The organism is Selenomonas sp. oral taxon 149 str. 67H29BP, from assembly GCF_000146365.1.
Taxonomy (GTDB): domain Bacteria; phylum Bacillota; class Negativicutes; order Selenomonadales; family Selenomonadaceae; genus Centipeda; species Centipeda felix.
Window position 1 is genome coordinate 1,202,762 of record NZ_GL397087.1, and the last position, 20,822, is coordinate 1,223,583.

The window sequence follows — 20,822 nt, forward strand, 5'->3', positions numbered from 1 at the left end:
ACCGAATTTATCAGTGCTTCCCTAGAATTTATATTATAAATATTTCTCATCCTGCGGTCAATCGAGCCCGCGCCGCTGATACTCTGCATTGACCGCCGCCAGATCCTCCTCGGTATCGACGCCGATAAATACGGCGTCCGTCTCCACGACGCGGATGCGGTACCCGTTCTCGAGCGCACGCAGCTGCTCCAGAGACTCCGAGCACTCCAGCTCCGTCTGCACCATCTTTGCATAGGCGAGCAGAAAATCCCTGCGGTAGGCATAGATGCCGATGTGCTTATAGACCTTTGCGCCCATATTGCGTGCATAGGGGATGCGCGCACGGGAGAAGTAGAGGGCATTCCCCGTACGGTCGGTAACGACCTTAACATTGTTCGGATTCTCCATCTCCGCCGCATCCGTGATCTCCGTTTTCGCCGTCGCCATCATGAGCGCATCGTCATGCTCAAACGGAGCGACAAGGGCATCGATCACGGCGGGATCGATCAGCGGCTCATCGCCCTGTACGTTGATGATGAGATCGCAGTCCGGCCGCTGTGCGGCAACCTCGGCGAGACGATCTGTCCCCGTTGCATGATCGGCGCGCGTCATGACGGCGTGACCGCCATGCTCCTCGACCGCCGCACGGATGCGTTCATCATCTGTCGCCACGACAACCTCATGGACACGCTGTGCCCGCACCGCCCGCTCATAGACACGGACAATCATCGGCTTCCCCGCGATATCGCGCAGGGGTTTCCCGGGCAGACGCGTCGATGCATACCGCGCAGGGATAATGCAGAGAACCTTCATGCGATCACCTCTATATGATGGATAACTGAATTTTCGCAGTGACACACCGCGCGAATCCCTCGCTGCGCAGGCAGCCGAGCACTGATCCTGCCCACTAGGATCCGCTGTGGAAAACGCAGCTTCATCCTATCGTGCACTGCTTCCCAAGCTTTGCTGCAAGCTGCTCCTTAAGGGTCTCGAAGAAGACCTCCTGCCCCTTCTGCAGGGTGACCTCGACAGAGAGCACATACATCGGGATACGCCATTTCGCGCGTACGACATCGCCCGGCACCTTCACTGCATCCTTTTCTGTAATGACAATTGCCTCAACGCCGAGCGTCTCCGCACGGTAGAGTACCTCTGCCATATCGCGTTCGCCGTAGTCGTGATGATCGGGATAGCGCATGCTCTCCACCATCTCAACACCGAGATCGGCAAGCGTCTGCTCGAAGGAGGCGGGGTTCCCGATGGCCGAGACAGCAAGCACCTTTCTGCCCTCCATCTCTGTCACGGGCACACCGCCCGCCGCAATGTCCTCAAACCAATCCGAAAGGCGGACAAACTGACGGGGCTGATGGATGCTCTCCATGATGAGCCCGTCCTGATTGTAGCTGCGGAACGTCTCCCAGATGTACTCAATCGCCCCCGGTGCCGCCTGATCGACTTTCGTCATAAGGCATACATCTGCGCGGTTGATATGCGAGAGCGGTTCGCGCAGAGTTCCGCGCGGCAGAAGGTAGCCGTTGCCAAATACATTGACCGCATCAACCAGCAGGATATCCATATCGCGCTCAAGCTGCCAGTGCTGATAGCCGTCATCGAGAATCGCCACCTGTGCGCCGAAGTGCTCAATGGCATAGCGTCCCGTCACGGCGCGGTGTGGCCCGATGAGAACGGGCACATCCGGCAAATGCTTGGCGAGCATAAACGCCTCGTCCCCCGCCGTCTCCGCATCCATCTTCAGTGCACGCCCGTCCGAGACGATGCCGACTGCTCCGCGCCACTTGGCTCGATAGCCGCGGTTGAGAATCGCAGCGCGATACCCCATCGCATGAATGGCACGCGCGAGATGCTGCGCTGTTGGCGTCTTTCCCGTTCCGCCGACCGTCACATTGCCGAGGCTGATAACGAAGCAGGGCAGCTGTTCTTTCTTAAACCAGCCCCAACGATACATGGCAAGCTTCAGATTGACCAGCTGTTCATAGATGAGGGAGAACACGTAGAACACGCCCATGATGAGGCGACGCGTGACGCCGTGTACCTCTTTGTCGTGAACGAGGTCGATGAAATAGGTCTGGAAGTTTGCGACCTTCTGTGTCGCGCGCACGCGGTGGGCACTGATGTGCTCCTGCGCGCGCTGAGCACGGCGCGTCTCATAGGCAGCAAGCATATCCACGAGGATCTTGGCCGACTTTTTCGATGCGCCCTTGTTCTCGTTGATGATCGCGAGCGTCTCGCGCTCAAGGCGTGCGCGCTCCGCGTCATCAGCGAAGAGGCGCAGCGTCTCCGCGGTCAGCTCCGCGCCGTTCGTAACCGTCACGACGGCGCTGCGATTGCGGAAAAGCGCGTGGATGTCCTTGAAATTGAACATCTGATTTCCGACGATGATTGCCTTGCCATGCGCCGCCGGCTCAAGGATATTATGTCCGCCGTGCGGGACAAGGCTGCCGCCGATGTAGATCACGTCGCCGAGCCCATAGACGCGGCCGAGCTCACCGACCGTATCGAGGATCACAATGTCCTCGCCGCCCTCTGCTCCTTTCTGGAGGTTCTTGCGCGTGTTGACCGTAAACCCGGCTTTGCGGCAGAGATGCTCCACCTCCATCGTGCGCAGCACCTCGCGCGGCGCGATGATGAGGCGTACGTTCGGATCTTTTGCACGCACAGCGGCAAAGGCGTTGAGCACCAGCTCTTCCTCCCCGCGGTGGGTCGAGCCCGCGATCATGATGCGGCTCGCCCCCGAGAGGCCGAGCTCCGCGATCAATGCTGCGCGCTCTTCGGGGCTGACACTCGTATACGCCTGATCGAACTTCGTATTGCCCGTCACGGTGACGAGCTCGCGGGGCGCACCAAGGCGCATGATGTAGTCCGCATCGATGCCCGACTGCATCGCAAAGCATTTCACCGTCCCGATCATCTCGCGCAGCATCCCGAACAAGTACTTGTACTGCTTCACGCTGCGGTCGCTGATGCGGCCGTTGACCATCATGACGGGCACATCGAGCTGCTTCGCCTTCTTGAGGAAGTTCGGCCACAGCTCCGTCTCCACGGGCAGAAAGACACGCGGGCGGATCCGTTCCACGACGCGCGAGGCAAGGAACGGCAAATCCAGCGGGAAATAGATGATCGCGTCCGCATCCTTGATGATGCGGTGCGCCATCTCATAGCCACCCGTTGTCACGACCGAGACGAGGATAGGCGTGTCAGGAAACGCCTTGCGGAACTCACGCACGAGCGGACTCGTCGCCACGATCTCCCCAACGGATGCCGCGTGCACCCAGATGGCATTCTTTCCCGCCACCTTGTCTATCGTGTCCTGCGGGTAGAAGCCAAAGCTCTGCTTGATGCGCTCGACAAAGCCGCGCTCCCGTGTGGCGCGCAGCATGAAGATAGGTATGATGATGGTGACGATGAGGATTGCCGCTAAATTGTAGAGAAATCGCATGCGTCACTCTCCCCGAAACTGAATGTCATAGAGATGCTGATAGAGCCCGCCCTTTGCCAAGAGCTCCTCATGGGTTCCCTGCTCCACGATGCGGCCGGCATCAATCACATAGATGCGGTCGGCATGGAACACCGTGGAAAGACGATGGGCGATGACGAAGCTCGTGCGCCCGACCATCAGATTGTCGAGCGCCGCCTGCACGATCTTTTCGCTCTCCGTATCAAGTGCGGAGGTCGCCTCGTCGAGGATGAGGATGCGCGGATCCTTCAGGATGGCGCGTGCGATGGCAATGCGCTGGCGCTGACCGCCCGAGATACTGACGCCGCGCTCCCCGATCTGCGTATCGTAGCCGTGCTCCAGCTGCGCGATGAAATCGTGTGCGTTTGCCGCACGCGCTGCCTCCTCGATCTCCGCATCCGACGCATCGAGGCGTCCATAGCGAATGTTCTCGCGAATCGTCGTGGAGAACAGCATCGTCTCCTGCGGTACCAGCCCGATCTGCCCGCGCAGCGAGGCGAGCGTAACACTGCGGATGTCGTGTCCGTCCACCGTGATTGCCCCGCTGTCCGGCTCGTAGAAGCGCGGGATAAGATTCGCAATCGTCGATTTGCCTGCGCCCGAGGGACCGACAAAGGCGATCATCTCGCCGGGCGCGGCCTCAAGCGTCACACCGTCGAGCGCCTTGCGTCCTTCCTTGTAGGAGAACGTGACATCCTCGAAGCGCACGTGCCCTGTCACGGGGGGAAGCGGCTTGGCGTCGGGACGATCTGTAATGCTCTCCGTGAGATCGACAACGGAGAACACGCGGTCCACGGCTGCCATTGCCTTCTGCAGGTTGCCGTAGATGCGCGAGAGGCGCTTGACGGGATTTGCAAGGTTCACGGCATAGGTGAGGAACGCGACGAACGCGCCCGCCGTGATGTCACCGTTGACGACCTCGTAGCCGCCGAACCAGACGATGAACGTGACGGCAAGAGCAGCGAGGAACTCCACCGTCGGCGTGAGCATACTCGTCTGCTGGACATTTTTCATCACTGCTTCGAAGTTGCGCTGGTTGCTCACGACAAAGCGGTCGATCTCATAGTCCTCACGGACGAAGGACTTCACGACGCGCGTCGCAGAAAAGCACTCCTGCAGGAGTGCCGTGATCTCTGCGAGCCGCTCCTGAATCACGGTGCTCGACTTCTTGATCTTGCGTCCAAAGATCTTCATCGCCTGCCCGACCATAGGAATGACGATAAGCGTCAGCAGGGAGAGCTTCCAATCCAGATAGAACATGAGGGCAAGCGATCCGATGAGGATACAGCCCTCCGTCACGAGATCGATGAGGTTGTCGACGAGTGCCGACTGGATTGCCGCAACATCGTTCGTGACGAAGCTCATGATCTCGCCCGTCTGGTGGCGGTCATAGTACGCGAGCGGCATCCGCTGGAACTTGCGGAACATCACCTCACGCACATCGATGATCACCTTCTGTCCGATGTAGGAGACGAGGTAGGACTGCCCGAAGTAAAAAATTCCGCGCAGGAAAAAGATGACGACAATGCCGATGCAGATGGCGTTCAGCAGAGCCATGTTCTTATCGGCGAGAACGTCGTCGATCATGTCCTTGATGATCCACGGAACGTAGAGATTCGCCGCCGAGGCAAGGATGATACACACGACTGCCAGCACGAATTTCTTTACGTACGGCCGCATGTAGGTCAGCAGTCTCTTATAATTCTTCATAGGTCTCCTACGGGGTACAATATCTCTTGCGTCCAAGAGCGAGAATCTTCTCCGCCACACGGCGCGCCGCATGGGGTTCACCAAGACGTGCTGCCGCGCGCGACAGGCGTTCCGTCACGTAGCGGCGATCCGCGCCGTCCGCGATGATCTTCTCCATCTCCGCCGCGATGCGGTTGGGCTGCACGGCCCCCTGCAGCAGCTCTGTCTCAAACGTCTCGCCGAGCAGGATGTTCGGCAGGGAAAAGCGCGGCACATCGACGAGCAGACGCCCGATGAGATAGGAGAGTGCCGACATCCGATAGAGGACGACGGCGGGCAGCCCCATGAGCGCCGCCTCCATCACCACTGTGCCCGAGGTTGCCATCGCAGCGCGTGCGAGCCCCATGAGGGCATAGCGCGCGTCGTGGGTCAGCGTCACCTCCGCCGTGGATGCAGCGAGATGCCTTCTGATGCGCTCCTCATCCACGCCGCCCGCGACGGGCAGAAAGAACCGTCGCGTGGGGTCTGCCGCTCCGAGCCGCTCCGCCGCCCCCAACATGGGAGGAAGGAGACGCTCGATCTCCTCACGGCGGCTGCCCGGGAGGAGCAGGATTGGCACATCATCTGCGCCGATGCCGAAGTGACGCCGTGCCTCTGTGGGCGGCATCTCGGCACGCACCGTATCGACAAGCGGATTGCCGACGAACGAGATGTTCGCACCCGCCGCCTCATAGGGCGACAGCTCATGCGGGAAAATCGCGACGATCTCGTCGGCGAGAGCCGCGCAGGACTTCGCGCGCCCCTTACGCCATGCCCACGCAGACGGAGGAATATAAGAAAAGACGGGAATCCCCCGCTCCTTTGCCCGCGCCGCCAGCCGCCAGTTAAAATCCGGATAGTCGATGATGACCAGCACATCGGGACGCTCCTCATCCATCAAGTGCGTCAAATCATCAAGCAACGCGAAAATTCGGCGGAGATTCAAAATCACCGCCGAAATACCCATCACATTGTAGTCCGCATAATTTTGACGGAGTGCCACTCCCGCCGCCGCCATCTCCGCACCGCCGAAGCCGATCAGCTTCACCGCCGGGTCAAGTGTGCGCAGTTCACGCGCTAACGCCGCCCCGTGGAGGTCGCCGGAGGTCTCTCCCGCCGAAAGCATGATCTTCAAATGGGCAAGGCCTCCTCGGTAGAATCAACAGCAAACACCGTCCGTATTTGCAAGGGATGCCTCACTACATCGCCGCTATCGTAATGCCGTTCGCCTCGGCAAGGGCAATCGCACGCTCCTTGTCCACAAAGAGTGTCTTTCCCGCCTCAATGGCGAGCGCAGACGCCTTCACCGCCACCAGCGACTCGATCGTATCGAGCCCGACGGCAGGTACATCAAAACGACTGTCCTGCTGTGGCTTTGCCGCCTTTGCGACGACCGCACCGCCGCCGGCAAGCTGCCCGCCGCGGCGGATGCAGGCATCCGTCCCCTCGATCGCCTCAAGCGCCATGACCGCACGGTCTTTCACCACCGCCGTCTGTCCCACATCGAGACGTCCGATCTCGCGCGCCATCTGAAGCCCATACTCCATATCAGCGCGCTCTGCCGCCGAAGGCTGACGGCTCGTCAGAACTCCCGCGGGCGGCATCAGGGGACGGATGAGTGCCGTCTGGTCAAGCGGCGTCACACCGATCTTCATCAATGCCCCGATGAACATCATCATAATTGTATCGTCATTCTGGTTCGGCAGCTGCATCAGCATCCCGCGCAGCATCTCATCCGGCTGAACCGCGCCCGTAAAGAGCAGCTCCTTGGTCACCTTGCCGATCATCGTGACCTTTTGGATCTTCTCCTGCTGCAGATACGCCAAAATCGATGCAATTGAGCCGATGCTGATCTCACGATAGGCATTCGCCGCATCCTTCAGCTCAGGGTCGCAGTCCGGCAAGAGTGCAATCGCATGCACCTCAAAGCCCTGCGCACGTGCCGCGCGTGCACACGCGGCGGGCAGGTGTCCGACACCTGCGAGCAGCCCCAGTTTTTCCATGGCAGTCTCCCTCACTCGTCCTCGTGGCGTTCTCGGCAGATCCCGCGCTCCGCATTGCGGAGGAAGCGCAGCATGTGATCGATCTCCTCGCAGGAGTCCACCTCCTGCTCAATCACGGCAATCGCCTGTGTGAGGTTCAGCCCCGAGCGATAGAGGATCTTATAGGCCTGCTTGATGCGGCGGCGCACATCGAGCGGGATGCCGGCACGCGAGATGCCGACGCTGTTTAGGCCCACGGCGCGCGCGGGATGCCCGTCCACCATGGTGAACGGCACAACATCCTGCACGAGTTTTGACGTGCCGCCGATCATCGCGTTGCGACCGATCTTGACAAACTGATGCACGCCCGCCATGCCGCCGATCACAACGCCATCCTCGACGATTGCATGACCCGCCAGCATGGCGGCGTTGCTCATGATAATATGGTTGCCGAGCACACAGTTATGCGCCACATGGGTATACGCCATCAGCAGGCAATCGTCGCCAATGCGCGTCTCCTCGCCCTCGCCCGTCGCGCGGTGCACGGTCGCACACTCGCGGATCGTCGTGCGGTCGCCGATGAACGTATAGCTCTTTTCCCCTTTGAACTTCAGATCCTGCGGCACCTCGCCGATGGATGCGCCTTGAAAAATCTGGCAGTCGCGCCCGATCTGCGTCCATTCCCTAATGACGACGTGCGGGGCGATCTTCGTCCCCTCGCCGATCTGGACATGATCCGAGATGACCGCATAAGGGCCGATCTCCACGTCGCGGGCGATGCGCGCCGTCGGTGCGACCACCGCCGCCTCGTGGATATAGGCAAGAACCTTGCTCGTGCCTGTCATCTGTTTCAACTCCTTCAGCCCCGCAGGAATCGGGGCAGACATATTCCACTATCCATTACAATCCGACAAAAGGGCAAGACTTTCACATGGCAAAATCAGCCATTATCGCCGGATTTCGCGTTTTATCGTGAATTATGTCCGTTTATCCTGTCATTATGACGCACAGTCAAATGTCTTCGCCGTTTTTCAGAGCAAACTTGAAGTCTGCCGATGCGACAAGATCCTCTCCGACGTACGCATCTGCATGAAGCACGCCAAACACGCCGCGCACACGCACCAGCTCCGCCTTTGTCACGACCACATCACCGGGAACGACGGGACGCTTGAACTTTACATTCTCCATCCCGCCGAAGAGTGCAATCTTGCCGCGATGTTCCTCAGGATAAAGCATTGTCACCCCGCCGACCTGCGCCATTCCTTCGAGCAGGAGTACCCCCGGCATAATCGGATGCCCCGGGAAATGTCCGAGGAAAAACGGCTCGTTCATCGTCACACACTTGATGCCCGTTGCCGACTTGAACGGCTCCAGCTCGATGATCCGATCCACAAGGAGCATCGGCGGACGATGCGGCAAAATCTTTTGAATCTCATTGATATCCAACGTCATGCTTGATCCCTCTCCCCTGCAATCTCTTTTGCCAGCGCGGTATTGAGTGCGTGTCCCGAGGCAACGGCGATGATATGCCCGCGAACCATACCTGCCAGACGAATATCCCCGATTACATCAAGAATCTTATGGCGCACCAGCTCATTGGGAAAGTTCAGCGGGTTCATCCATCCCTCGTCGTTGTAGACGATCACCGTCTCCAGCGAGCCGCCCAGCCCCAGACCATGCGCACGCAGTGCCGCAATCTCCTTTTCATAGGCAATCGTCCGTGCCGGCGCAATCTCGCGCTCGTACGCGGAGGGCGTCACCTCGATATCATAGTACTGTACCCCGATGAGCGGATGCTCATTCAGCGAGGTAAACGAAACGCGCAGCCCATCGTACGGCAGTGCCATGATGAAGTGTCCGCCATTGTCTACACGATAGATGCGGTCAATAACGGTCTCCTGCCGCACGGCATCCTGTTCGATGCTCCCGGCGCGTGCGATCAGCTCAAAGAACGCCCGCGCACTGCCGTCAGCGACGGGCGGCTCCTCTGCATCGAGCATCACGCGGCAGTTGTCAATCCCGTGCACATGCAGTGCACTCATCAGATGCTCAATCGTAAAGAACTTCAGTGCCCCCGCACCAATTGTCGTTGCGCGCACCGTCGCCGTCACATGTGCTGCCGTCGCCGCCACAGGCGGCACATCCGGCAAATCGGCGCGCGCAAACAGGATCCCCGACCCCGGCGGTGCCGGTGCGAGTTCCATGTGGACCGGTTGTCCCGAATGCAGCCCAATCCCATCGTAGACCACCCGTGACGCCAGTGTTTTCTGTTTTTGCAAGCGTAAACCTCCATGAACGGACGAGCAAAACAGCGTACCGTCCAACAATTCCGATTGCTTCTTCCCGTACATGATACTAAAAATTTTGCGAACATGCAAGAAAAAACAGGATTTGACAACATATCCGCCTTTTGTTATAGTATGGATAAGCACACAGCTTCCATTATCGGGGATGTAATGGTCTCGACGGGGATGGATGGTATGTGGACAGCGAGCCGGGGGGTCATCATCCCGTCAGTAAGGTGAAACTTTTATTTAAACATAAAAGCAAACGAAGACTACGCTCTGGCGGCTTAAGCCAGCCCCTTTCCGTCTGCCTCCCGCACGGATGGAGACAGGGGTCAAACGCGGGATACCTGAGAGCCACCGCACGATAACTCTCACGGAAACTTCATCGTGATCGGAACGGTGCACCCTGTCTGCGGGGGCCGCCGAACCTAAAGCAAAGCACAGACTGCGCTCGGAGAAATCCATGTGACGTTATCTTCGGACAGGAGTTCGATTCTCCTCATCTCCACCAAACGACACGACAAAAGCCGCCCAATCGGGCGGCTTTTTTTGTAAAAGACCGCCGCACGGCCCTCCGTGCAGCGGTTCAATACATCCATCATAGATTTCGTTTCAATTTTTCCAGATCGGGGAACAGCTCGCCGATCGAGTTTGAAAGGCCGTCGCTCGGCTCTAGGATCTCGAGGACGGGGCGCATGGTCTCACGAAACTTTGCGTCATCCTGCATGAGTGCGAGAACCGCACTCGTATTGACGGCATCGGCAAGTGCCGAGTGCTGACTTCCCTCGAACCGGCGCCCCATCGCGCCGAGTGCATGCTTCAGGGCAAGGCTGTTGTGGAGCCCGAGGCGATCGTCGAACTCCTGCTGGAGGTCAACCCAGCGCGCATCGAGCCACGTGACGTCAAAGTCCGGCAGCTTCAGACGGCACTCCTTGCGCAGCTGTTTAATATCGGACATGCTCCACGAGTAGATCTTCGTCTCTGCCTCGCCGATCCACACAACGAATGCGTGAAAGCTGTCGGCGAACGCGGGATGCCCTGCGACCTTCTCCTGGGTGATGCCCGTCAGCTCGGTGATGTGCTTCTTTACCATCCCATACTCAGGACAGACATAGCACTGAAATTCGTCCTCCTGCACAAAATCCTCATTCAGGCGCACCGCGCCGATCTCGATGATTTCTCCGTTCAATTTCCTGCGGACATCCCGGTATTCCTTCCCCACGGGATTCATTTCCAAATCTACGACGATGTGTTTCATGACAACCCTTACTTTCGAAAATTATCTGCCGTAAGTGACGCGCGGCAGATGGTGTTGCAGTAGTTTAGATTTTTTGATATCGTCACGTCGTTTTTCAATCATAGCACAATGACGCGTGAAAATCAATGTTTAAGGGTATTTAGTCCTATATTCATCGCTTACTTTTTCAATGAAACGTGGTAGAATGATAAGAGAAACACGATAAAGAGAAAGGGTTTGTCATGAACTGGAAAGTGGTACTCGCGCTGCTCACGTGCAATGTGCTCTTCATGTCCGCAAGCTATACGATGATCATTCCGTTCCTGCCGATGTATCTGACGAACGAACTGGGTGTGGACGATGCCTCCGTGAATCTCTGGTCAGGACTTGCGTTCTCGGTGACTTTTTTCGTCTCCGCGGTCATGGCTCCAATCTGGGGTCGTATCGCCGACCGCAAGGGAAAGCGTCTCATGGCCATGCGTGCGAGCCTTCTCATCGCGATCAGCTATCTGCTCGGCGGACTCGTCACGTCCCCCGAGCAGCTCATCATCGTGCGCCTTTTTCAGGGATTTGCCTCAGGACTCTGGCCGATGGATCTTGCGATCATGACGCTCTACGCGCCGCAGGAGCGGCTCGGTTTCTCTCTCGGCATCATGCAGGGCACGCTCACGGCGGGCGGCGTCGTCGGGCCTCTGCTCGGCGGTGTCCTCGCGGAGCTTTTCGGGATGCGCACGAGCTTCTATATCGGCGGTCTGGCACTCTTCATCAACTTTCTTGCCTTTACGTTTATCATCAAAGAACCGCCGATGCCGAAAGAGACCGCACCGCTTACAGCAGAGGAAAAAAATCCGATGCACCTCTGGCATATCCCCATCCTGCGCACGATGATGATCGTGAGTACGCTCGCGCAGGTGGTGCTCTACATTCTCATGCCCGTCCTGACAACCTACATCAAGGTGCTTGCGGGCGCGATGGACAACATCGTCTTTGTCGCGGGCGCAGTATTCTCTCTCGGCGGCATTGCAGGAGCGATCTCCGCGCCGCTCTGGGGGATCTACGGCACACGGCGCGGCTATTTCAGCGCGATGTTCCTCGCTATGCTGTGCGCGGGAAGCATGTTCATCCTGCAGGGCATCCCCGACACCCTCGTTCCCTTTGCCGTCATGCAGTTCGGCGTGGGGCTCTTCCTCGCCGGGATTCAACCCTCGCTGAACGCCGTCATCGCTCAGCATACGCCTGCGCAGCTCAAGGGAAGCGTCTTCGGGCTGCTCTTCTCCGCCCAGCAGATTGGCTCTGCCGCTGGGCCGCTGCTCGGCGGCGCCGTCGCGACGTACCTTGGAATGCACTACCTCTTCCCGACCTCGGGCACGATTCTCCTCATCCTCGCCGCCTTCGTGCGCTGGCGGTATGTGAGGAAGGGGCATCCTGCGGTGGAATAAAATAAAAAATGCTGTACAAAATCAAAACACTTCGTACAGCATTTTTACGCCCCCGCGGCAGGGGAACCGTTTACAGCATATCAGAGAAGCAGCGCACCGTGCCGATAGGGCAGCTCCTTACAAGTGTCTGAGCACCGCATCCGTCATTTCCTGCGTACCGACCTTCGTGCAGCCCGTATCCGCGAGGTAGATATCCGCCGTCCGCATCCCCTCGGCGAGTGCCGCATCCACCGCCGCCTCGATGGCGGCGGCCGCTTCCTCCTCATGGAGCGCATAGCGCAGCAGCATCGCCGCCGAGAGGATCGTCCCGAGCGGGTTTGCGATTCCCTTTCCTGCGATGTCGGGCGCACTGCCGTGAATCGGCTCAAAGAGACTCGTGCCCGTCCCGATCGACGCCGACGGCATAAGACCGATCGAGCCGCCGACCACCGCCGCCTCATCGGAGAGAATATCACCGAAGAGATTGCCCGTCACGACGACATCGAACTGTGTCGGGCGCACGGCAAGCTGCATGGCGCAGTTATCGACGTAGAGATGATCGAGCTCCACATCTGCGTACTCCTTTGCCAGTGCCGCCACCGTACGCCGCCAGAGCCGCGACGTTGCCAGCACGTTCGCCTTGTCCACGGACGTGACCTTGGAGCGTCTGAGACGCGCCGTCTCGAACGCAAGGCGTGCAATACGCTCCACCTCGGGCACGGAGTAGTTCTCCATATCCCACGCACGCTCCACGCCGTCCACCTGCTCCGACTCACACTTCTCGCCGAAATAAATGCCGCCGATCAGCTCGCGCACAATGACGAGATCGACACCGCGCACGAGATCGGGCTTCAGCGGCGAGTGCTCGATGAGCGCATCCGCCACCTTGACCGGACGCAGATTCGCATAGAGTCCGAGGCCCTTGCGCAGACCGAGGATGGCGCGTTCAGGACGCAGTGCAGGCTCCACCGCATCCCACTTCGTCCCGCCGACCGCGCCGAAGAGCACGCCGTCCGATGCCTTGCAGACGGCGAGCGTATCCTCGGGCAGCGGCGTACCGTATGCATCGTACGCCGTGCCGCCCGCATCGCGCGTTTCATAGGAAAGTCCGAGTGAGAACTTCGCATCGACAGCCTTCAGGACGCGTACGGCTTCACTCGTGATCTCCTGCCCGATGCCGTCGCCCGGGACGACCGCAATCTTATACCCCATGACGAAATCCCCCGTTCTCCCTGATATAGTTCAGCAGTCCGCCCGCACGCGCAATATCCTGCACAAAGCCCGGCAGAGGATGCGCATGGAACGTATCGCCCGTCGTCAGATTTTCAATTGTCCCCGTCTCCGTATCGACACGCAGACGGTCACCCGCGCGGATCTTCTCCACATCATCGCCGATCTCGAGAAGCGGCAGACCGATATTGATGCCGTTGCGGTAGAAGATGCGCGCAAAGCTTGCCGCAATCACGACGGGAATGCCCGATGCCGCGATGGCAATCGGGGCATGCTCACGCGAAGAGCCGCAGCCAAAATTCTTTCCGCCGACCATGATGTCGCCCTGCTGCACACTGCTCGCGAACGTCGTGTCGATGTCCTCCATGCAGTGCGCCGCGAGTGCCTTCGGCTCGAACGTATTGAGATAGCGTGCGGGGATGATGACATCCGTGTCAATGTTATCGCCGTAGCGCCAAACCTTTCCCTCGAACATCACGCCACCTCCTCAGGGGCCGCAATCCGCCCCAGTATTGCACTCGCCGCCGCGACATGCGGCCCCGCGAGATAGACTTCGCTGTCCACATGACCCATGCGCCCGCGGAAATTGCGGTTCGTCGTCGAGACGCACCGCTCGCCTGCCGCGAGGATCCCCATATAGCCGCCGAGGCACGGGCCGCAGGTCGGCGTCGAGATCGCCGCCCCTGCCTCCATGAAGATCGCCAGATAGCCGCGCTTCATCGACTCCTCATAGACGTACGGCGAGCCCGGGATCACGATGCATCGCACACGCTCATGCACCTTGTGCCCCTTCAGAATCGACGCCGCAATCTCCATATCCTCAAGACGTCCGTTCGTGCACGACCCAATCACGACCTGATCGATAGCGATGGGCGACGCGATATCCATGACGCGCTTCGTATTCTCGGGCAGATGCGGGAACGAGACGACGGGACGCAGTGCGCTGAGGTCAATCTCCACCGTCTGCGCATAGCGCGCATCAGCGTCGGCAGCCACAGGCGCGAACGGCTTCGTCATGCGTCCCTCGACGTACGCCCTGCATACATCATCATACGGGAAAATTCCGTTCTTCGCCCCCGCCTCAATCGCCATATTGGCAATCGTCAGACGGTCGGTCATGGAGAGTGACGCCACACCCTCGCCCGTAAACTCAAGGCTCTTGTAGAGCGCACCGTCCACGCCGATCATGCCGATGAGCGTAAGGATGACATCCTTGCCGCTGATGTCCTGCGGCTTCTTCCCCGTCAGATGCACATTGATCGCCTCGGGCACCTTGAACCACGCCTCGCCCGTTGCGATGCCGACGGCGAGATCCGTCGTACCGACGCCCGTCGAGAACCCGTTCACCGCACCGTAGGTGCAGGTGTGCGAGTCCGCGCCGATGGTCAGCATCCCCGGCCCCACAATGCCGCGCTCGGGCAGGATGACGTGCTCGATGCCCACGCGCCCCTGCTCGTAGTAGTGCAGGATGTTATGTTTGTGCGCAAAGTCGCGCATGATCTTCGCCAGCTCGGCGGACTTGATGTCCTTTGCCGGCTGGAAGTGGTCGGGAATCAGCGCGATCTTCGTCCGGTCAAAGACAGGGCGTCCCGTCTTTTCAAACTCCTTGATGGACGGGGGACCCGTCACATCGTTTGCAAGCACCATGTCAAGCCGACAGACAACCAGCTGCCCCGGCTCCACATGATCAAGCCCCGCATGGCGTGCGAGAATCTTCTCGCTCATGTTCATGCCCATATAGCCCTCCTGAAATTACGATATGGCAATCATTTTCCCGGCCCTGCTCCTCTAAGCGAATCCTAGTGAAGCACAACGAGGCATTCGCACGGAGCAGACAGGAAAAGCTCTCCTTTGAAAAAAGAAGTCTCTTCGCGCGGAAAGACTTCTTTTTCATAAAATACGTGTATCGTTTAGAAATTGAGCTCTTTCTTGTCACGCAGCCACGGCATCATATTGCGCAGCTGTGCGCCGACCTGCTCGATCTGATGCTCCTTGTGGAGGCGGCGCTGTGCGAGGAAGTTCGCACGGCCGGCAGCGCGGTTCTCAAGAAGCCAGTTGCGCGCGAACGTACCATCCTGGATCTCCTTCAGAACCTTCTTCATCTCCTTCTTCGTCTCCTCGGTGATGATGCGCGGTCCAATCATGTAGTCGCCGTACTCTGCCGTATCGGAGCAGGACTGACGCATCTTCGTCATGCCGCCCTCATAGCAGAGATCGACGATGAGCTTCATCTCATGGAAGCACTCGAAGTATGCCATCTCGGGCGGATAGCCCGCCTCGACGAGTACCTCAAAGCCCGTCTGCATCAGCTGGCAGACACCGCCCATGAGAACGCACTGCTCACCGAAAAGGTCCTCCTCCGTCTCATCGCGGAACGTCGTCTGGAGTACGCCGGAACGCGTTGCGCCAAGGCCGCGTGCGTAGGCAAGCGCGAGATCGAAACACTTGCCCGTCTCGTCCTTTTCGACGGCGAATACGGCCGGAACGCCCGAGCCCTCTTCGAACGTGCGGCGGACGAGGTGACCGGGTCCCTTCGGCGCGACCATGAACACATCGACGCCCTCGGGCGGAACGATCTGCTTGAAATGGATATTGAAGCCGTGAGCAAAGGCGAGCGCACTGCCCTTCTTGAGGTTCGGGCCGATCTCTTCCTTGTAGACATCCGCCTGCTTCTCATCAGGGATGAGGACCATCGTGACATCCGCCTGCTTCACCGCATCGGCAACCGACGTGACCTTCAGACCATGTGCCTCAGCCTTCGCCTTGGACTTCGAGCCAGCGTAGAGACCGACGACGACATTGAGGCCGCTCTCCTTGAGGTTCAGTGCATGCGCATGACCCTGACTGCCATAGCCGATGATCGCAATCGTCTTGCCCTCGATTGCACTCCAGTTGACGTCCTGGTCATAGTAAGTTTTTGCCATAGTACTCCCTCTCCTCACAGTGTTCATATATGGTGCGTTCTCCGCGTTCGAGCGCGATGAGCCCCGTGCGGATGACCTCGACAATACCGTAGGGCTTCAGCACCTTTAGGAATGCGGTCACCTTGTCATCTCCGCCCGTGATCTCAAAGATGATCGAGGAGGACTCCACATCGACGACATGTGCGCGGAACAGCTCGCCCATCTTCAGCACATCGAGGCGATTCTCATCACCCGCACGCACCTTGATGAGTGTCATGCCACGGCACGCCGCATTTTTTTCGTCCAGACGCTGGACAGCCCGCACGACGGGCATCTTCTCCAGCTGCTTGATCATCTGCTCGACGATATTCCCATCCCCGTGCATCACCACCGTGATGCGTGAGAAATCCGGCGACTCCGTCACACCGACAGCCAGACTGTCGATGTTGAACTCGCGCCGCGAGAACATGCTGACAACACGCACCAGAACCCCCGTCTGGTTCGCGACAAAGACGGACAGCACATGTTTCATGGTCATCCGCCTCCTTCCTCAGCACATTTTTTTCGGGAAAACTCCTTTATTATCTCCTTCACGCCTCCATTTGTCAATAGATTTTTCCGCGTGGAGCATATCGGGCGCGTGAATACAATGCGCGCAGCTTTTTCATACCCGCACCTCAAAATGCGGCTGATTCCCCTCCGCAGGCGCCTCCCCCGTCTGCCCAGCCTTCGGGGCGGGCGCGGCCGGCGGCGGCATGCGCAGTTCCTTGGGTGGGGCGGCAGGTAGGTTGGGCTTTGCCGCCGCAGGACGTGCGGCCGGTACACGGCGCGGCGGCTTCGGCACACGTACGGGCGGCGGGGCGGCCGCAGGTGCAGCGTGCTCCTCCTCCGCCAGTCGTTCCAGCACCTCGCCTGCCGTCAGCCCCGTGTACTCGGGGAGAAGTTCGCCCTGCGGCGTACGTCTCTGCCGTGCCCGTTCTGCCGCTGCGAGGAGATCCTCATGAGCGCGCGGCGGTGGTGCTTCCTGCGGCTCGCTCTCATGAGCGAGAATACGCTCGCCGAGCGACGGCTCTGCCGCCTGTGCATTCTCCTTTTTCCGAAAGAAGCGGAAAAAGAGGAACGCCCCGACTGCCGCCGCAAGGACGATCATCCCCGCCCAGTAGACACCGCTCGTCGCCGTATAGGACTTTGGCGGCGGCTCAGCCCCCGTCTGGCTGAGCTGCTGCTTGAGTGCCGCATTCTCCTGCGCCATATCCAGCCCGTTCGCGACATCTGCGCCCGTCTGTCCATCCGCCTTCGTGCCGTGGTCAACACGCGACGCAGACGTACTGACGTGATCGCCCTTCGCCGCATCGGAACGCGCGCCCGCATTCCCCGTCTTGCCCTGCTGAGCCTTGCCGTCCTGCGGTGCGCCCGTCGTCGTCTTGGAGAGCGCACCGTTCCCCTGCGCGACTGAGTCACGCGCCTGCTGCTCCGCCTGCGCGTCTCCTGTCGTATGCGTCGTATTCGACTGCGCGCCCTGCGCCGCGTCGCCGAGCGTGATCTTCGGCGGCGTCGGCGGTGTCGGCGGCGTCGGCGGTGTAATCGCCATGGCGCACCTTCTTTCTCACTTTACTTACCTCTACTATAACAGAAATTGAACGGTAGTGAAATACAAAAAGCGTCCCGTCAGTCACGGGACGCTTTTATGATGTCGAAACGATTATCACGCCTTATACGCCCGAACGTTCAGACGGTCATGCGCCAAATCCTCGTCGATCTCCACGCGCGCAAACCCCGCGCCCCTGAGCAGGCTTTCGAGTTCCTCGCCGGTATAGACGGACATGCCGTCGACAATCTTCAGCCACTTCTCATGACTCTTCGTCTTGCCGCTCGTCTCATTTGTAATCATAAACATACCGCCGGGCTTCAGTACACGGTGCACCTGTGCAAAGCAGCGTGCAATCTCCGGCCAGAAATACACCGTCTCGAACGCCGTCACAACATCGAACTGACTGTCATCAAACGGCAGTTCCTGTACATTTCCCTGCACGATTTCACAGCGTCCCGCCTCAATCGCCGCATGGTTGACCTCACGCGCCTTCTCCACAGAGACGGACGAATAGTCCAGCCCCGTCACATGCCCCTCGTCCACCATCCGCAGGAATACGGCGATGTTTGCACCGCCGCCGCAGCCGCAGTCAAGCACCTGCTCGCTCCCTTGCAGATCAAGATGCGAAAATCCCCACGCTGCAACCCCCGCATGTACACGATTCATCATAGCGACGACGATTTTTCCCATCGTCCCCTGAGGTTTTCCCGTATTGCTGAAAAATTTACGGAGCAGTCCCATGACTGCACCTCCTTTCTGCGAACACCGCAGTACCGATGCAAAAGTGCCCCGTACAAAGCTGCATGAGACACCGAAACAAACCAATTGAATTTTACAGCAGCGCCTTGCGCAGCTCTGCATCCGTCTGCACCGTGAGATAGCACGGCGCGATGTCGAGGACGGTCCTGCAGCCCTTCGCGCCCTCAGCGGCGAGACGGTATGCCGCACGCGCGTATGCAGCGAGGACGCACGCCGTGAACTCGGGGTTCGAATCGAGCTTCAGGCTGAACTCGATCACATGCTTATGCGCATTGTTCTCCCCCGTCGCGCCCGAGCGGATGACGAAACCGCCGTGCGCAAGCCCTGCATGACCCTGCTGCAGCTCCTCCTCACTGATGAAGTGCACCGTCGTATCATAGTCGGAGAAGTAGTTCGGCATCGTCACAATCGCCTTCTCGACCGCCGCCGCATCCGCGCCCTCCTCGAGCACGACATAGCACTCACGCGTATGCTTCTCGCGCGTCGTGAGCACCGGATTCGATCCGCTGCGCACGGCCTCGAGTGCCGCCGGGACAGGCACGGTGTACTGCTTGGCATCCCTCACCCCCGGGATACGGCGGATCGCATCCGAGTGTCCCTGGCTGACGCCGCGCCCCCAGAACGTGTAGTCCGCACCGTTTGTGAGCACCGCATTCGCATAGACGCGCGCGAGCGAGAACATGCCGGGATCCCAGCCGACCGAGATCACGCCGACATGCCCTGCTGCCTTTGCCGCTGCATCCACCTCTGCATAGTGCGTCGGGATATTGGCATGCGTATCAAAGCTGTCCACCACATTGAAAAGCTTCGCAAACTCCGGCGTCTGCTTCGGCAGATCGGTCGCAGATCCCCCGCAGAGGATGAGCACATCCACCTTGTCCTTCCACTCCGCCGCCTTCGAGGCCGCCACCACCGGCACCTGCGTGCGCGGCTTCACCGACGCAGGATCGCGCCGCGTAAAGACAGCGACCAGCTCCATGTCAGGATTTGCCTCGACGGCGTACTCCACGCCGCGTCCGAGATTGCCATAGCCCAGAATACCAATGCGAATCATATTTCCTCCCTTGCCGTCCCCCGACGGCATAGAATCTACAGCCGATTAGTAATGCGGATGTTCCTTCACATAGTCCACCGGCCGCGACCAGTCCACCTGTACGCCCGTATCATTCCACAGACGCGTCAGTGCGAGCGCCAGACTCTCCTTGTCTGCGAACGGCGTGATTGTCTCCTTGGTAAAATCCATCAGCGTCTTGTGCGGCACCTCGACCTCATGGTCTTTAGCGAGGAACTCCTCCACCGCCGTGCGCCCCTTTTCATCGGCAAGATGAACCTCCGCACGATGCGCACTGCCATCGTAATCAATCCAACCGAGAACGTCGCCGTAGCTGATGGCGACACTGTATGTATCACTCACGCATATCACCTCGTATTCAAATCTTTTGTCCCAGTGAAGGACGCATCTTATTATAGAACGATTCTCTCATACGCGCAACAGAGGGGCAGAAATTTATTCTGGACAGAAATGCGCACGATACATATAATGAGATAGAGGTGATGAGATGCGATTTATCGAACTTGAGCGTCTGATAAAAAAGAATGGTTGGTATCTCAAAAATTCGAACGGCTCACATATGCAATATATACATGATGATGAGCCGGGAAAAATCACGATACCGAATCACCCAGGCGACCTCGATCCCAAGACCGTCAGATCTGTCCTGCGCAGTGCAGGATTAAAGTGAGGAGGCATTGTTATGAATCTGGTCTATCCTGCCATTTTTTATCCCTGTGAAGTGAACCCCGGCTTCTGTGTCGTTGTCCCCGATCTCCCCGGCTGTGTCAGTGAGGGTGCAAGTCTCTCCGAGGCAATCGCAATGGGCGAGGACGCAGCATCGGGCTGGGTGCTCGGCGAGCTGGAGGACGGGAAAAGCGCTCCGCCCGCGAGCCGCATTGAGGACATTCACCCCGACCCCGAGATGGGTGAGGGGTTCGTCAGCCTGCTCTCCCTCGATATGGATGCCTACGCCGCCAAGTACGGCAGTAAATCCATCCGCAAGAATCTCACCATCCCCGCATGGCTGAACACCTTCGCCGAGCAGAAAAAACTCAACGTCTCCAAGGTGCTGCAGGATGCACTCACCGCACTCTATCAAAAGGAAGCGGCGGCACAGTAAAGAAGGAATGGTCAACAACGAGGACCGTGATACGGAATCGTATCACGGCCCTCGTTTA

General features: G+C 59.0%; 21 protein-coding genes and 1 other RNA gene. 4 read left to right on the forward strand and 18 right to left on the reverse strand.

From position 1 onward, the window contains the following. Positions 1–57: 57 nt before the first annotated feature. The 8 genes from kdsB to lpxC all read right to left on the reverse strand — a co-directional run bounded on the left by kdsB (position 58) and on the right by lpxC (position 9,443). Positions 58–792, reverse strand: coding sequence for a 3-deoxy-manno-octulosonate cytidylyltransferase (kdsB, locus tag HMPREF9166_RS05650; RefSeq protein ID WP_009753022.1), 735 nt, complete (start codon positions 790–792; stop codon positions 58–60). Between the two features lie 121 nt (positions 793–913). Further along, entirely contained in the window at positions 914–3,436 is a 2,523-nt protein-coding gene (gene lpxK / locus HMPREF9166_RS05655; protein WP_009753023.1) for a tetraacyldisaccharide 4'-kinase, read from the reverse strand. Positions 3,437–3,439: 3 nt separating this feature from the next. After that, on the reverse strand, positions 3,440–5,164 hold the full coding sequence (gene msbA / locus HMPREF9166_RS05660) for a lipid A export permease/ATP-binding protein MsbA (protein WP_009753024.1): 1,725 nt from the start codon (positions 5,162–5,164) through the stop codon (positions 3,440–3,442). Positions 5,165–5,171: 7 nt separating this feature from the next. Further along, the gene (gene lpxB / locus HMPREF9166_RS05665; RefSeq protein ID WP_009753025.1) at positions 5,172–6,317 is read right to left on the reverse strand and encodes a lipid-A-disaccharide synthase; all 1,146 of its coding nucleotides are present in this window, start codon (positions 6,315–6,317) and stop codon (positions 5,172–5,174) included. Positions 6,318–6,381: 64 nt separating this feature from the next. Next, complete coding sequence (locus HMPREF9166_RS05670) at positions 6,382–7,185, reverse strand: LpxI family protein (RefSeq protein ID WP_039981091.1); 804 nt, start codon at positions 7,183–7,185, stop codon at positions 6,382–6,384. A gap of 11 nt (positions 7,186–7,196) precedes the next feature. After that, entirely contained in the window at positions 7,197–8,009 is an 813-nt protein-coding gene (gene lpxA / locus HMPREF9166_RS05675; protein ID WP_039981638.1) for an acyl-ACP--UDP-N-acetylglucosamine O-acyltransferase, read from the reverse strand. Positions 8,010–8,175: 166 nt separating this feature from the next. Then, positions 8,176–8,616, reverse strand: a complete 441-nt coding sequence (gene fabZ, locus HMPREF9166_RS05680) for a 3-hydroxyacyl-ACP dehydratase FabZ (RefSeq protein WP_006690175.1) — start codon at positions 8,614–8,616, stop codon at positions 8,176–8,178. Further along, positions 8,613–9,443 (reverse strand): UDP-3-O-acyl-N-acetylglucosamine deacetylase, encoded by an 831-nt coding sequence (gene lpxC / locus HMPREF9166_RS05685; protein ID WP_175279229.1) that lies wholly within the window; start codon positions 9,441–9,443, stop codon positions 8,613–8,615. The genes fabZ and lpxC overlap by 4 nt, the downstream gene beginning before the upstream one ends. A gap of 168 nt (positions 9,444–9,611) precedes the next feature. On the opposite strand from lpxC, the gene ssrA reads away from it, so the two are divergent. Continuing rightward, positions 9,612–9,963: a transfer-messenger RNA gene (gene ssrA, locus HMPREF9166_RS11955) on the forward strand. A gap of 87 nt (positions 9,964–10,050) precedes the next feature. Here the strand turns inward: ssrA and HMPREF9166_RS05690 are convergent. Next, entirely contained in the window at positions 10,051–10,710 is a 660-nt protein-coding gene (locus HMPREF9166_RS05690; RefSeq protein WP_009753029.1) for an exonuclease domain-containing protein, read from the reverse strand. Between the two features lie 221 nt (positions 10,711–10,931). On the opposite strand from HMPREF9166_RS05690, the gene HMPREF9166_RS05695 reads away from it, so the two are divergent. Further along, complete coding sequence (locus HMPREF9166_RS05695) at positions 10,932–12,128, forward strand: MFS transporter (protein WP_009753030.1); 1,197 nt, start codon at positions 10,932–10,934, stop codon at positions 12,126–12,128. Between the two features lie 117 nt (positions 12,129–12,245). Here the strand turns inward: HMPREF9166_RS05695 and leuB are convergent, their stop codons facing one another. From leuB to HMPREF9166_RS05740, 9 genes are all read right to left on the reverse strand, one after another. Continuing rightward, positions 12,246–13,319, reverse strand: a complete 1,074-nt coding sequence (gene leuB / locus HMPREF9166_RS05700) for a 3-isopropylmalate dehydrogenase (RefSeq protein ID WP_009753031.1) — start codon at positions 13,317–13,319, stop codon at positions 12,246–12,248. Beyond that, positions 13,309–13,812 (reverse strand): 3-isopropylmalate dehydratase small subunit, encoded by a 504-nt coding sequence (locus HMPREF9166_RS05705; protein ID WP_009753032.1) that lies wholly within the window; start codon positions 13,810–13,812, stop codon positions 13,309–13,311. The genes leuB and HMPREF9166_RS05705 overlap by 11 nt, the downstream gene beginning before the upstream one ends. Next, positions 13,812–15,074: a 3-isopropylmalate dehydratase large subunit gene (gene leuC / locus HMPREF9166_RS05710; protein ID WP_009753033.1), complete on the reverse strand. Its 1,263-nt coding sequence runs from the start codon at positions 15,072–15,074 to the stop codon at positions 13,812–13,814. Before leuC ends, HMPREF9166_RS05705 begins: the two co-directional genes overlap by 1 nt. Positions 15,075–15,247: 173 nt before the next feature. Continuing rightward, on the reverse strand, positions 15,248–16,261 hold the full coding sequence (gene ilvC, locus HMPREF9166_RS05715; protein ID WP_009753034.1) for a ketol-acid reductoisomerase: 1,014 nt from the start codon (positions 16,259–16,261) through the stop codon (positions 15,248–15,250). Then, complete coding sequence (gene ilvN, locus HMPREF9166_RS05720) at positions 16,242–16,772, reverse strand: acetolactate synthase small subunit (protein ID WP_039981095.1); 531 nt, start codon at positions 16,770–16,772, stop codon at positions 16,242–16,244. Before ilvN ends, ilvC begins: the two co-directional genes overlap by 20 nt. 132 nt (positions 16,773–16,904) lie before the next feature. Continuing rightward, a complete protein-coding gene (locus HMPREF9166_RS05725) occupies positions 16,905–17,831 on the reverse strand; it encodes a hypothetical protein (protein WP_009753036.1) in 927 nt (308 codons plus the stop codon). A 114-nt stretch (positions 17,832–17,945) separates the two neighbouring features. Then, positions 17,946–18,572 (reverse strand): class I SAM-dependent methyltransferase, encoded by a 627-nt coding sequence (locus HMPREF9166_RS05730; RefSeq protein ID WP_009753037.1) that lies wholly within the window; start codon positions 18,570–18,572, stop codon positions 17,946–17,948. Between the two features lie 91 nt (positions 18,573–18,663). Further along, on the reverse strand, positions 18,664–19,644 hold the full coding sequence (locus tag HMPREF9166_RS05735; RefSeq protein WP_039981097.1) for a diaminopimelate dehydrogenase: 981 nt from the start codon (positions 19,642–19,644) through the stop codon (positions 18,664–18,666). A gap of 45 nt (positions 19,645–19,689) precedes the next feature. Beyond that, on the reverse strand, positions 19,690–20,004 hold the full coding sequence (locus HMPREF9166_RS05740) for a hypothetical protein (RefSeq protein WP_009753039.1): 315 nt from the start codon (positions 20,002–20,004) through the stop codon (positions 19,690–19,692). 145 nt (positions 20,005–20,149) lie between these two features. On the opposite strand from HMPREF9166_RS05740, the gene HMPREF9166_RS13245 reads away from it, so the two are divergent. Both HMPREF9166_RS13245 and HMPREF9166_RS05750 read left to right on the forward strand, forming a co-directional pair. Beyond that, entirely contained in the window at positions 20,150–20,332 is a 183-nt protein-coding gene (locus tag HMPREF9166_RS13245) for a type II toxin-antitoxin system HicA family toxin (protein ID WP_009753040.1), read from the forward strand. A 12-nt stretch (positions 20,333–20,344) separates the two neighbouring features. Next, positions 20,345–20,764 carry a type II toxin-antitoxin system HicB family antitoxin gene (locus HMPREF9166_RS05750; RefSeq protein WP_009753041.1) on the forward strand — a complete coding sequence of 140 codons (420 nt, stop codon included), beginning with the start codon at positions 20,345–20,347 and terminating at the stop codon, positions 20,762–20,764. The last annotated feature ends 58 nt before the right edge of the window (positions 20,765–20,822 follow it).